This window comes from Streptomyces sp. BJ20 (assembly GCF_022869105.1).
Lineage (GTDB): Bacteria > Actinomycetota > Actinomycetes > Streptomycetales > Streptomycetaceae > Streptomyces > Streptomyces griseoincarnatus.
In genome coordinates this window covers 1,778,034-1,791,209 of the sequence record NZ_CP094918.1, presented here as the reverse complement: position 1 = coordinate 1,791,209, position 13,176 = coordinate 1,778,034, and the positions used below count along the sequence as shown (strand labels likewise).

Below are 13,176 nucleotides of genomic sequence, written 5' to 3'. Positions count from 1 at the left end.
GCGACGGAGCCGCGTAGCCTGCTCGCGCCGCCGTACCGCGCCGAACCGGTCGGCAGGACCCGGGTCCTGGTCCCGCCCTGTCAGTGCGAAGGTCCACAATGGTCCGCGTCAGATCCCGTCCCACGCTTCAGCAAGGAGCCGGCAGCGATGGCCCGCCGCAGCACGAAGACCCCGCCGCCCGACGACCCGTACGAGGAGAAGATCCTCGACATCGACGTCGTCGACGAGATGCAGGGCTCCTTCCTCGAGTACGCGTACTCGGTCATCTACTCCCGCGCCCTGCCCGACGCGCGTGACGGTCTGAAGCCGGTGCACCGCCGCATCGTCTACCAGATGAACGAGATGGGCCTGCGCCCCGAGCGCGGCTACGTCAAGTGCGCGCGCGTGGTGGGCGAGGTGATGGGAAAGCTGCACCCGCACGGCGACGCGTCGATCTACGACGCCCTGGTCCGCATGGCGCAGCCGTTCTCCATGCGCCTGCCCCTGGTGGACGGCCACGGCAACTTCGGCTCGCTGGGCAACGACGACCCGCCCGCCGCGATGCGGTACACCGAGTGCCGCATGGCCGAGGCCACGAGCCTGATGACCGAGTCCATCGACGAGGACACGGTCGACTTCGCGCCCAACTACGACGGCCAGGAGCAGGAACCGGTCGCCCTGCCCGCCGCGTTCCCCAACCTCCTGGTGAACGGCGCCTCGGGCATCGCCGTCGGCATGGCCACCAACATGCCGCCGCACAACCTGCGTGAGGTCGTCGCCGCCGCGCGGCACCTGATCCGGTACCCGAACGCCGACCTCGACGCCCTGATGAAGCACGTGCCGGGCCCCGACCTGCCCACGGGCGGCCGGATCGTCGGCCTCAACGGCATCCGGGACGCGTACGAGACCGGCCGCGGCACGTTCAAGATCCGCGCGACGGTGACCGTGGAGGACGTGACCGCGCGCCGCAAGGGCCTGGTCGTCACCGAGCTGCCGTTCACGGTCGGCCCGGAGAAGGTGATCGCCAAGATCAAGGACCTGGTGGGCTCCAAGAAGCTCCAGGGCATCGCCGACGTCAAGGACCTCACCGACCGCGAGCACGGCCTGCGCCTGGTCATCGAGATCAAGAACGGCTTCGTGCCGGAGGCCGTGCTGGAGCAGCTGTACAAGCTGACGCCGATGGAGGAGTCCTTCGGCATCAACAACGTGGCGCTGGTGGACGGCCAGCCCCTCACGCTCGGCCTCAAGGAGCTGCTCGAGGTCTACCTGGACCACCGCTTCACCGTGGTGCGCCGCCGCTCGGAGTTCCGCCGCGGCAAGAAGCGCGACCGGCTGCACCTGGTCGAGGGACTGCTCACGGCCCTGCTCGACATCGACGAGGTCATCCGCCTGATCCGCTCCAGTGAGAACTCGGCGCAGGCCAAGCAGCGGCTCATCGAGCACTTCTCGCTGAGCGACATCCAGACGCAGTACATCCTGGACACCCCGCTGCGCCGCCTCACCAAGTACGACCGGATCGAGCTGGAGGCCGAGAAGGACCGGCTGAACGCGGAGATCGAGGAGCTGACCCGGATCCTGGAGTCGGACGCGGAGCTGCGCAAGCTGGTCTCGTCCGAACTGGCCGCGGTGGCGAAGAAGTTCGGCAACGAGCGGCGCACGATGCTGCTGGAGTCGGCCGGCGCCCCGGCCGCGGTGCCGCTTCAGGTGGCGGACACCCCGTGCCGCGTGCTCCTGTCGTCCACAGGACTGCTGGCGCGGACCGCCGACGACCGGCCGCTCGCCGACACCTCCGGCGGAAAGCGCGTCAAGCACGACGTGATCGTCTCGGCCGTCCCGGCGACCGCGCGCGGCGAGATCGGCGTGGTCACCTCGACGGGCCGGCTGCTCCGGGTCAACGTGATCGACCTGCCCCAGCTGCCCGAGTCGATGCCGGTGCCGAACCTGTCGGGCGGCGCGCCGCTCGCGGAGTTCGTGTCCCTGGAGGACGACGAGGAGGTGGTGTGCCTGACCACGCTCGACGAGTCCTCGCCGGGCCTGGCGATCGGCACCCGGCAGGGCGTGGTCAAGCGTGTGGTGCCCGACTACCCCTCCAACAAGGAGGAGCTGGAGGTCATCGCCCTCAAGGAGGGCGACCGGATCGTCGGCGCGACCGAACTCCGCACGGGCGAGGAGGACCTCGTCTTCATCACCGACGACGCGCAGCTGCTGCGCTTCCCGGCCTCCATCGTGCGTCCGCAGGGACGTCCGGCGGGCGGCATGACCGGCGTCAAGCTCGGTGAGGGCGCGAAGGTCATCAGCTTCACGGCGGTCGACCCGGCGGCGGACGCCGTGGTGTTCACCGTCGCGGGCTCGCGCGGCACGCTGGACGACTCCGTCCAGACGACGGCCAAGCTGACCCCGTTCGACCAGTACCCGCGCAAGGGCCGGGCCACCGGCGGCGTGCGCTGCCAGCGGTTCCTGAAGGGCGAGGACTGCCTGTCCCTGGCCTGGGCGGGTCCCGCCCCGGCGCGTGCGGCGCAGAAGAACGGCGCGGCGGTGGACCTCCCGGAGACCGACCCGCGCCGCGACGGCTCGGGCGTGTCCCTGGGCAGGACGGTCGCCGTGGTGGCGGGGCCGGTCTAGGCCGCGGGGTCCTCGGTCTCCTGGACGTAGCGCAGGACGCCCCACATGCCGGCCTCGTCGTCGGTGTGTGGGGCTCCGTCGCTCACACATCGCTCCAGCTCGGCGCGCAGGGCGCCGGTGTCGAGGCCGGCTCCGATCAGCACGAGCTGCGTCGCCCGCCCGGCGCCGGCCGGCCAGGGCTCCGGGTAGAAGCGCAGGAAGCGGCCGACGGCGTGCACGGCGTACCGGTTCCGTACGTCGTACGGGCCGAAGTCGACGTACCCCTTGATGCGGTACAGACCGGGGGGCCTGCTGTCGAGGAAGGCGATGAGACGCCGGGGGTCGAGCGGGCGCCCGGACACGAAGGAGAGGGTGTCGTACCCGGCGTGCAGATGGGGGTGCGCGTCGTGCTCCTGGTCGTCCCGGTGGAGGTCGTCGAAGGACAGCTGCCCGATGCGCTCCTCGCTCGGCCGGCAGTCGAAGAGGAACTCGGGGTCGACCCGGCCGTGCGTGGCGGGCACCACGGCCGCGCGGTCGACGAGGTCCCCGACCGTCTTCAGCACGGGCTCCGGGTCGTCCACCCGGTCGATCTTGTTCACGACCACGAGGTCGGCGAGCGCGAGGTGCCGGTCGATGCCGGGGTGCGCGGCCCGGGTCTCGTCGAACTCGGCGGCGTCCACGACCTCGACGAGGCCGCCGTACACGATGTTCGGCAGCTCGCTGGCGAGCACCATACGGACGAGCTCCTGCGGTTCGGCCAGGCCGCTCGCCTCGATGACGATGACGTCGATGCCGGCGGAGGGGCGGGCGAGCCGCTCGAGGTACTCGTCGAGCTCACTGGCGTCGACGGCGCAGCAGAGGCATCCGTTGCCGAGCGAGACGGTCGAGTCCCCCAGTGCGCCCGCGACCGCCATGGCGTCGATCTCGACGGCCCCGAAATCGTTCACGAGCGCGCCGATGCGGCTGCCGCCGCTGCGGTGGAGGAGGTGGTTGAGCAGGGTGGTCTTTCCCGAGCCGAGGAATCCGGCCAGCACGACCACCGGAATCTGCCGCCCGCTGCTCCGCTCCGACACACGACCCCTCTCACACCTGAGCGCACACCGGCTCGCTGACGGCGTGCGCACGGACGAACGACTGACGGTCCAGGATACGAGTACCCGTAACGACCCCGAAGTGAACGATTGTTAGCAGCATCCGCGGGGCAGACGTCTGGCAAGGCGCCGGACTGTGCGACCCTCGCTTCCCTCTGTGCGCCTCCTCTCCGCCTTCCCGCCGATCAGAGCCGCTCGGCACCCTGGAAGGCGGCAAGCGCCGCCCACCGCTCGCCGGTTCCCTGAAGTCGACCCACCACCCGACGACCGGCGGACGGCGGCCTGATCGGGGGTATTTGACATGGGCACAATGAGCGTGGGGTCGCGGGGGCTGCACTCCGCCACCGCAGCCGGCCTGGGGATGGTTGCAGGGGTAATCGCTGCGGTGGCAGCGCAGCGGAACGCGTTGGACGCGATCAATCGGCGCCTTGAGCGTCTGGAAGAACAGGCCGGCAATCAGCAGCGGGCCAACCTGGCCATGCAGCAGCGGCAGCACTGGGAGTTGCTGAGCAAGGCGATCGACGACCCTGAACTGGCCGAGGTGCTGGATCTGTACGATCAGCCGCTCACCATACAGAAGCACCGTCAGTACCTGTTCGCCAACGCGCTGTACACCAACCTGCTTTGCTACCACCGCATCGGCAACCTCACCCGGGAGGAGTTCTTCAAGCACGCCCGGGGCATGTTTCAGAACCCGATCGTCCGGGACTACTGGGAGGCCACACGCCCACACCGCGCCAGTTTGAAGGGAACGGAAGAGGCAGAGCTTGGCCAGCTGATCGACGACTGGCTGTTCCAGTTGGACGATGCGGACACCGAAGAATGGTGGGTGGTTGGCGATCCACCCACCGACGCGTGACCTATGCGTCAGGAATGTCGGGCTTCGCCTTGATCAGGGTCTCCCTGGTGATCACAACGATGCGCTCGTAATCGGCACGCGCCGCGTCTGCAGGTAGTTGTGAGTCCAATGAATCAGTGACGTCCGTACCGATGACGGCGAAGTTCCCATCCGCCAACTCGAAGAGATCGGGGCAGGTGGCCGCAGTGGCACTGCCTCGAAAACGCGGAGCGACGCCGAGACGGCGAACGATCTGACTCACTGTGTTCCTCTGTTTTCTCTTGGCGCGAGCACCAGCGCCCGCTGCCACGCAACGCGCGAGCGTATCTTCGCAGGTCCACCTCGCCACAAGAACGCTGGCACGCGCCACCGGAGCCGTCTGTACCGCATCGGACGTACACGGGCAGCAAGCACTGCAACAGGCACACGGAAACCGTGAGCACCGCAGCAGACGCGATAGCTTGCGGCATTCCTATCACCCGAAGGCGTGAAGGCACTCGAGGACTGAGGAATGATCCCCAAGAGTGATGAGTAAGCGAAGAATCGATGATGGCCCCGTTCTTGGAGTTCGTCACGTTTCACGCTCTGCCTGCGGGCGGCGCAAGTGCGGGTGGGCCAAGAAGGCACCGGAGTGCAACTCAGGTTAGGCTCACCTGTGTGAGTAGCACGTGCTCTACCGTCTCCCGCGAGCTCGACGAGCCCGTCGCGGGGACCGCGGCCACCGCGCGGACCTGGCTTCTGCTGGAGCAGCCCGGCCCGTGGGGGGCCAAGGCGCTCACGTCCAGCCATCTCGACCCCGCCCTGGGCCGCGCCCTGGAGGCCGCCGCCAAGGGCACCGGCGTACGCATCGCCCTCATCCGGCGTCCCGGACGCCACGCGGACAGCCGTATGCCCGCCACGCGCCGCGTGTACGTCGCCCACACCGTCCCGGGCAACGTCTGGCTGCACTCCGCGACCACGACCGACCCCGCCCCTCTGCTCGACCTCGACCTCACGGCACTCGGCCGCGGCGAGGCCGCAGGCTTCGACGCGGTGCTGGGCGGCGCACCCCACGCCGGCGACCCCCTCGCCCTCGTCTGCACCAACGGCAAGCGCGACCGCTGCTGCGCCCTGCTCGGCAGGCCCCTCGCGGCCGAGCTGGCCTCCTCCGGCGTCGACGGCGTCTGGGAGGTCACCCACCTCGGCGGTCACCGCTTCTCCCCCACCGTGCTGGTGCTGCCGTACGGCTACGCGTACGGGCGAGCGGAGGCGCACGCCGTCAAGGAGGTGCTGCACGGCGTGCAGGAGGGCCGCGTCGTCACCGAGGGCTGCCGGGGCTGCTCCGCGTGGGAGCGGCCCGGCCAGGCGGCCGAGCTGGCCGTGCGGCGCGCCGTGCGCGAGGACGCCGCGCAGGTGCTGAGCGTCGTACGGACCGAGGGCGAGGCGCCCCACTGGGAGGTGACCGTCGCCCACGTGGACGGGCGACGGTGGCGCGTCGAGGTCGCCCAGGGCGCGTCCCGGCCGCCCCGCCCCGAGAGCTGCGGCTCGGCGCTCGGCTCGCCCGCACGGATGGACGTGCTCGACGTCCGTGCCCTCACCCCGGCGAGCCTCGCCGGCTGACCGCCGGGAGAAGCGCGGGAGAAGCACGTCACACCCCCTACGGCGTCCCCGCCTCCCCCACGTACCGTCGGGGCATGACCCCCACGACCCCCGCTCGCCGTCTGCGCCTCGGCCTGCCGCGGCGGGTGTTCTCCCAGGTCCTGCTGATGCAGGTGGCGATCGCGGCGGGCGTCGCCGTCCTGGCGACCGGACTGTTCCTCGCGCCGCTCGGCGAGCAGCTCGACGACCAGGCGATGCGCCGCGCCCTCGCGATCGCGCAGACCACCGCGCAGCAGCCGCAGATCGCCGAGGACCTGCGCGCCACGGAGCCCACGCCCGACGGGCCGGTGCAGCGGGAGGCGGAGCGGATCCGGCAGGCCACCGGCGCGGAGTACGTGGTGGTGCTGGACCACAGGGGCGTGCGCTGGTCGCACACCGACCCCGAGCGGATCGGCGGCCTGGTGTCCACCGACCCCGGCGAGGCGCTGGCCGGCCGTGAGGTCATGGAGATCGACGAGGGCACCCTGGGCCGCTCCGCGCGCGGCAAGGTCCCGCTGCGGGACGCCGACGGCGAGGTGATCGGCGCGGTCTCCGTCGGCATCGCATACGACAGCGTCCGCGCGCGGCTGATCCACGCCATCCCGGGGCTGCTCGCCTACGCGGGCGGCGCCCTGGCGGTGGGTGCGCTCGCGGCCTGGCTGATCTCCCGGCGGGTCCAGCGGCAGACCCGTGACCTGGCCTTCTCCGACATCGCCGCGCTGCTCGCGGAGCGCGAGGCGATGCTGCACGGCATCCGGGAGGGCGTCGTGGCCCTTGACCGCGACGGGCGCGTCCGCCTGCTGAACGACGAGGCGCAGCGGCTGCTGGGCATCGGTGAGGAGGCCGTCGGCAGCTCACCGGACGAGGCGCTGGGCGCGGGCCGCACGGCCGACGTGCTGGCGGGGCGGGTGACCGGTACCGACCTGCTCACGGTCCGGGGGCAGCGGGTGCTGGTCGCGAACCGTATGCCGACCGACGACGGCGGCGCCGTGGCGACCCTGCGCGACCGGACCGAGCTGGACCAGCTGGGCCGGGAGCTCGATTCCACGCGCGGGCTGATCGACGCGCTGCGCGCCCAGGACCACGAGCACGCGAACCGTATGCACACCCTGCTGGGGCTGCTGGAGCTGGAGATGTACGAGGACGCGGTGGAGTTCGTCGGCGAGGTGGTGGGCGACCACCGGGCGACGTCGGAGCAGGTCACCGAGAGGATCCGGGATCCGCTGCTGGCGGCGCTGCTGGTGGGCAAGGCGACGGTGGCGGCCGAGCGCGGGGCGGCGCTGCGGCTGTCGGACCGGTCCCGTCTGCCGGACCGGCTGGTCGACCCGCGCGGGCTGGTGACCGTCGTGGGCAACCTCGTGGACAACGCGCTGGACGCCGTCGCCGGCACGCCCGACGCGCGCGTGGAGGTCGAGTTGCGTGCGGAGGGCCGCACGGCGGTGCTCGTGGTGCGGGACACCGGTCCCGGTGTGCCGCCCGAGCGGCGGGAGCTGATCTTCACCGAGGGCTGGTCCACCAAGGAGCCGCCCGGCCACCGTGAGCGGGGCATCGGGCTGCCGCTGGTGCGCCGGCTCGCGCACCGGCACGGGGGCGACGCGCGTGTGGGCGAGGCGCCGGGCGGGGGCGCCGAGTTCACGGTCGTCCTGCCGGAGGCGCTGAGCGAGCCGGGGCCGTCGGCCGCCTTCACGGACGCCCCCTCCCAGGCCGCCGAACTTGGGGAGGCGCGGTGATCGAGGTCCTGGTCGTGGACGACGACGTCCGGGTGGCGCGGGTCAACGCGGCCTATGTCGACAAGGTGCCCGGCTTCCACGCCGTACGTCCGGCGCACAGCGGGGCCGAGGCGCTGGAGCGGGTGGAGGCGCTGCCCCAGGTGGACCTCGTCCTCATGGACCACTACCTGCCGGACGAGACGGGTCTGGACGTCGTCCGGGAGATGCGGCGACGCGGCCACCAGGCCGACGTGATCATGGTGACGGCGGCCCGGGACGTGGCGACGGTGCAGGCGGCGATGCGGCACGGCGCGCTGCAGTACCTGGTCAAGCCGTTCGCGTTCGCGGGGCTGCGGGGCAAGCTGGAGGCGTACGCGCGGCTGCGCCGCACGCTGGACGGCGGTGGTGAGGCGGAGCAGGCGGAGGTGGACCGGATCTTCGGCGCGCTGTCGGAGGCGACCGAGCCGCAACTGCCCAAGGGGCACTCCCCCACCACGGCGTACCTCGTACGGCGGGCTCTGACGGCCGCCGAAGAGCCGCTGTCGGCTCAGGAGATCGCCGAACGCACCGGGGTGAGCCGTCAGACCGCCCAGCGCTATCTCAAGCTGCTGGAGCGCACGGGACGGGCCACGCTGACCCTGCGGTACGGGGACGCGGGCCGCCCGGAACACCGTTACGTGTGGGCGACCCGCGCCTGAGGCACGGCCCGTGGGGGCGGGGGAAGGAACCGTGCCCCTCTTCCCTACGGATGCCGGCGCCGTCCGTCTCCGGGCGGCCGCCCCGTCCTTCAGGCCGCGCCCGCGCCCGTAAGTGAGCGCACCTCGGTCTCGGCGTGGCGGGCCTCGTCGGGGACCTCGGTGGAGGTGACCGTGCCGAGCCAGCCGGCGAGGAAGCCCAGCGGGATCGAGACCAGTCCCGGGTTCTGCAGCGGGAAGAGCTGGAAGTCGGCACCGGGGAACAGGGAGTCGGGGCTTCCGGACACCACCGGAGACAGCATCACCAGCACCACCGCCGGGATCAGACCGCCGTAGACGGACCACACGGCGCCGCGGGTCGTGAAGCCGCGCCAGAACAGCGAGTAGAGCAGCACGGGCAGGTTGGCGGAGGCGGCGACGGCGAAGGCCAGGCCGACGAGGAACGCGACGTTGAGGTCGCGGGCCAGCAGGCCGAGGGCGATCGCGACGACTCCGATGCCGACGGCGGCGACGCGCGCGACGGCCACCTCGCTGCGGGGCTTGCCGCCGGGGCGGCGCAGGGAGGCGTACAGGTCGTGGGCGACGGACGCCGAGGAGGCCAGCGTGATCCCGGCGACCACGGCGAGGATGGTGGCGAAGGCGACGGCGGCGACGACCGCGAAGAGGACCGTGCCGCCGGTGGTGCCGGCGCCGCCGCCCAGGTCGAGCGCGAGCAGCGGCACTGCCGTGTTGCCCGACGCGTGCGAGGCGCGCACGGCGTACGGGCCGATGAGTGCGGCGGCGCCGAAGCCGAGCACGATGGTCATCAGGTAGAAGCCGCCGATGAGTCCGATCGCCCAGACCACTGACCGCCGGGCGGCGCGCGCGGTGGGGACGGTGTAGAAGCGGGACAGGATGTGCGGCAGACCCGCCGTGCCGAGTACCAGGGCGAGTCCGAGGCTGATGAAATCGAAGCGGGCGGTCCAGTCTCCGCCGTAGGCGAGGCCGGGGGCGAGGAACGCGTCGCCGTGGCCGCTGCGTTCGGCGGCGGTGTGCAGCAGGCGGTTGACGTCGCCGTGGAAACGCAGCAGGACGAGGACGGTCAGGGTGATGGTGCCGCCGAGCAGCAGGACCGCCTTCACGATCTGGATCCAGGTGGTCGCGCGCATGCCGCCGAGCGACACGTAGATCACCATGAGGGCGCCGACGCCGACCACGGTCCAGGCCTGCACGGCCTCGCCGGTGCCGCCGAGGAGCAGCGCGACGAGGCTTCCCGCGCCGACCATCTGCGCCACCAGGTACAGCACGGACACGGCGACGGAGGAGGTGCCGGCGGCGATGCGCACCGGCCGCTCCCGCATCCGGGCGGCGACCACGTCGGCGAGCGTGAACCGGCCGCAGTTACGGACCAGTTCGGCGACCAGGAAGAGCACCACCAGCCAGGCCACGAGGAAGCCCACCGAGTAGAGCATGCCGTCGTAGCCGACGAGGGCGATGAGTCCGGAGACACCGAGGAAGGAGGCGGCCGACATGTAGTCGCCGGCGAGGGCAAAACCATTCTCCATCGGCGAGAAGAGACGGTTGCCCGCGTAGAACTCCTCGGCGGAGCCCTGGCGGTGGCGGCTCACCCAGGTGGTGATGATCAGGGTGACGGCGACGAACGTGCTGAACAGCAGCAGGGCGGTGGTGCGGTGGTCGGTCGTCATGACGCGCCGCCTCTGCCTCGCGTCAGCTCCTGGGTGTCCCAGCGCAGTTCGAGCGCCGCGCGGTCGCGCCGCAGCCGGGCGTGGCGGACGTAGGCCCAGGTGAGCAGGAAGGTGGTGAGGAACTGGCCGAGACCGGCGAGCATCCCGACGTTCACCGCGCCCGCGACGGGGCGCGCCATCAGTCCGGGGACGGTGGTGGCGGTGACGACGTACGCGACGTACCAGAGAAGAAAGGCGACGGCTCCGGGGACCACGAACCGCCGGTAGCGGCGGCGTACTTCCTGGAAGGCCGCGCTGCGCTGCACCTCGAGGTAGATGTCGGCCGCCGCCGAGGGTGCGGCCTCCGGTTCGGGCCGGGCCGGCGGCAGGGCCACGGCCGCGGCCGATTCGCCCCAGCCCGAGGCCAGGGCGTCGTACCAGGGATCGTCGTAGGTCACGTCCCCCGCATTGCTTCGCTGCATGCCCAAGGATGGACAGAACGGGAAGTTCCCTGACGCTTCTTCCCGTACTGCTTCACCCCATCAGGTGACCGGGGTGTGCGGAGGCCCGGGAGGACGGCTCAGGGGCGCCGCCCCGGTCCGGAACGGCGCCTCTCGGGCTCGGTGCTCCTACGCGTCGATGCGGGAGCGGTCCAGCGTGGCCGCGGAACTGGAGATGAACTCCTTGCGCGGCGCGACGTCGTTACCCATGAGGAGGTCGAAGACCTGCTCGGCGGCCTCGAGGTCGGTGAGGTTGATCCGGCGCAGGGTGCGGTGACGCGGGTCCATCGTGGTCTCTGCCAGCTGGTCGGCGTCCATCTCGCCGAGGCCCTTGTAGCGCTGGATCGAGTCCTTGTATCGGATGCCCTTGCTCTGCAGCTCCATGAGCCGGTCCCGCAGCTCCCGGTCCGAGTACGTGTACACGTACTTGTCCTGGCCCTTCTTGGGCTGGACGATCTCGATCCGGTGCAACGGCGGCACCGCGGCGAAGACCCGGCCGGCCTCGACCATGGGCCGCATGTAGCGGTGGAACAGGGTCAGGAGCAGCGTGCGGATGTGGGAGCCGTCCACATCGGCGTCGGTCATCATGATGATCTTGCCGTAGCGCGCCGCGTCGATGTCGAAGGTCCGGCCGGACCCGGCTCCTATGACCTGGATGATCGCGCCGCACTCGGCGTTCTTGAGCATGTCCGTGACGGACGACTTCTGCACGTTGAGGATCTTGCCGCGGATCGGCAGCAACGCCTGGAACTCGGAGTTCCGCGCGAGCTTCGCCGTGCCGAGCGCGGAGTCGCCCTCGACGATGAACAGCTCGCTGCGGTCGACGTCGTCGCTGCGGCAGTCGGCGAGCTTGGCGGGCAGCGAGGAGGACTCCAGGGCCGTCTTGCGGCGCTGCGCGTCCTTGTGCTGACGGGCCGCGATACGCGTACGGGCCGCGGCGACGACCTTCTCCATGACCACGCGGGCCTGCTGGGCGGCGTCCCGCTTGGTGGAGGTCAGGAACGCCTTGAGCTCCTTGGACACCACGTTGTTCACGATGCGGCGGGCCGCGGAGGTGCCGAGCACCTCCTTGGTCTGCCCTTCGAACTGAGGCTCGGCAAGGCGGACCGTGACCACCGCGGTGAGACCTTCGAGGGCGTCGTCCTTCACGACGTCGTCCTCGGCCACGCGCAGCATCTTCTTGGTACGCAGGACCTCGTTCATCGTCTTGGCGACGGCCTGATCGAAGCCCGCGACGTGGGTGCCGCCCTTCGGGGTGGCGATGATGTTGACGAACGACTTGACGGTCGTCTCGTACCCGGTGCCCCAGCGCAGCGCCACGTCGACGCCGAGCTCACGGGTGACCTCGGTGGGCGTCATCTGACCGTGCTCGTCGAGGACCGGGACCGTCTCCTTGAAGGAGCCCTGCCCGGTGAAGCGGAGCGTGTCGCAGATCGGCCGGTCGGAGGCGAGGAACTCGCAGAACTCGGAGATGCCGCCGTCGAAGCGGAAGGACTCCTCACCCTTGCTGCCACCCTCGCCGAGCCCGTACTCGTCGCGAACGACGATGGTCAGGCCGGGCACCAGGAAGGCGGTCTGCCGGGCGCGCGCGTGCAGGGTGTCCAGGTTGAGCTTGGCGTCCTTGAGGAAGATCTGGCGGTCGGCCCAGTAGCGCACGCGGGTGCCGCTGCGGGTCTTCGGGATCTTCTTGACCTTGCGCAGGCCGCTCTTGGCCTCGAATTTCGCGTCCGGACCGAGGGCGGAGAAGGCGCCGGGGACACCGCGGCGGAAGCTGATCGCGTGGGTGTGGCTCCCGCGGTCGACCTCCACGTCGAGACGCGCGGAGAGCGCGTTCACCACGGAGGCGCCGACGCCGTGCAGACCGCCGGAGGCGGCGTAGGAACCGCCGCCGAACTTGCCGCCGGCGTGCAGCTTGGTCATCACGACCTCGACACCGGAGAGGCCGGTCTTGGGCTCGACGTCGACCGGGATGCCGCGGCCGTTGTCCCTGACCTCCACCGAGCCGTCGTCGTGGAGGACGACGTCGATGCGGTCGCAGTAGCCGCCGAGGGCCTCGTCCACGGCGTTGTCGATGATCTCCCAGAGGCAGTGCATCAGGCCACGGCTGTCCGTGGACCCGATGTACATACCGGGGCGCTTGCGCACGGCCTCGAGCCCCTCGAGGACGAGCAGGTGCCGCGCGGTGTAGTTGGAACCGTCCCGGTCTGCTCCTGCCAGCAGCGCTGTGGACGACGGCACGGACGTCTCGGCGGTCACGCGGTTCGCTCCTCGCTGAATTTCAGATGGGGCCCTCGTGGGTAAGGGCGCGGCTTGGTTCACCGGTGAGAGGGTACCGAGGCCTGGTAGAGCCGTTGTAACGCCACCCTCGTCTCGGTCCCACCCTAGTCGAGAGTCGCATGGGTGTTCGATCCCTCGATGGAGTGAAGCACACATCACGTTCCCATCGAGGCATGAACCATTTAGGCTCCGGGCACGTCCTCAT

General features: G+C 70.9%; 10 protein-coding genes. 5 read left to right on the top strand and 5 right to left on the bottom strand.

Annotated features, from left to right (window positions below; all coding sequences use genetic code 11):
• The first annotated feature begins 147 nt into the window (after nucleotides 1-147).
• Nucleotides 148-2,601 (top strand): DNA topoisomerase IV subunit A, encoded by a 2,454-nt coding sequence (locus tag MTR79_RS08275; RefSeq protein ID WP_086704920.1) that lies wholly within the window; start codon nucleotides 148-150, stop codon nucleotides 2,599-2,601.
• Here MTR79_RS08275 and MTR79_RS08270 read toward each other — a convergent pair.
• Nucleotides 2,598-3,653, bottom strand: a complete 1,056-nt coding sequence (locus MTR79_RS08270) for a GTP-binding protein (protein WP_244789641.1) — start codon at nucleotides 3,651-3,653, stop codon at nucleotides 2,598-2,600. The genes MTR79_RS08275 and MTR79_RS08270 overlap by 4 nt on opposite strands.
• 319 nt (nucleotides 3,654-3,972) lie before the next feature.
• Here MTR79_RS08270 and MTR79_RS08265 point away from each other — a divergent pair, with 319 nt between their 5' ends.
• Nucleotides 3,973-4,530: a DUF6082 family protein gene (locus MTR79_RS08265; protein WP_244789640.1), complete on the top strand. Its 558-nt coding sequence runs from the start codon at nucleotides 3,973-3,975 to the stop codon at nucleotides 4,528-4,530.
• Nucleotide 4,531: 1 nt separating this feature from the next.
• On the opposite strand, the gene MTR79_RS08260 is transcribed toward MTR79_RS08265, so the two are convergent.
• Entirely contained in the window at nucleotides 4,532-4,771 is a 240-nt protein-coding gene (locus MTR79_RS08260) for a hypothetical protein (protein WP_199204894.1), read from the bottom strand.
• Nucleotides 4,772-5,166: 395 nt separating this feature from the next.
• Between MTR79_RS08260 and MTR79_RS08255 the strand changes: the two genes are divergently transcribed.
• From MTR79_RS08255 to MTR79_RS08245, 3 genes are all read left to right on the top strand, one after another.
• Nucleotides 5,167-6,108 carry a sucrase ferredoxin gene (locus MTR79_RS08255; protein WP_244789639.1) on the top strand — a complete coding sequence of 314 codons (942 nt, stop codon included), beginning with the start codon at nucleotides 5,167-5,169 and terminating at the stop codon, nucleotides 6,106-6,108.
• 74 nt (nucleotides 6,109-6,182) lie between these two features.
• Nucleotides 6,183-7,856, top strand: a complete 1,674-nt coding sequence (locus MTR79_RS08250; RefSeq protein ID WP_189365608.1) for a sensor histidine kinase — start codon at nucleotides 6,183-6,185, stop codon at nucleotides 7,854-7,856.
• Nucleotides 7,853-8,533: a response regulator gene (locus MTR79_RS08245; RefSeq protein WP_244789638.1), complete on the top strand. Its 681-nt coding sequence runs from the start codon at nucleotides 7,853-7,855 to the stop codon at nucleotides 8,531-8,533. Before MTR79_RS08250 ends, MTR79_RS08245 begins: the two co-directional genes overlap by 4 nt.
• 89 nt (nucleotides 8,534-8,622) lie before the next feature.
• Here the strand turns inward: MTR79_RS08245 and MTR79_RS08240 are convergent, their stop codons facing one another.
• From MTR79_RS08240 to MTR79_RS08230, 3 genes are all read right to left on the bottom strand, one after another.
• Nucleotides 8,623-10,215 (bottom strand): cation acetate symporter, encoded by a 1,593-nt coding sequence (locus MTR79_RS08240; RefSeq protein ID WP_244789637.1) that lies wholly within the window; start codon nucleotides 10,213-10,215, stop codon nucleotides 8,623-8,625.
• Complete coding sequence (locus tag MTR79_RS08235; RefSeq protein WP_199214459.1) at nucleotides 10,212-10,676, bottom strand: DUF485 domain-containing protein; 465 nt, start codon at nucleotides 10,674-10,676, stop codon at nucleotides 10,212-10,214. The genes MTR79_RS08240 and MTR79_RS08235 overlap by 4 nt, the downstream gene beginning before the upstream one ends.
• Nucleotides 10,677-10,823: 147 nt before the next feature.
• A complete protein-coding gene (locus MTR79_RS08230; protein WP_086704858.1) occupies nucleotides 10,824-12,950 on the bottom strand; it encodes a DNA topoisomerase IV subunit B in 2,127 nt (708 codons plus the stop codon).
• Between the last annotated feature and the right edge of the window lie 226 nt (nucleotides 12,951-13,176).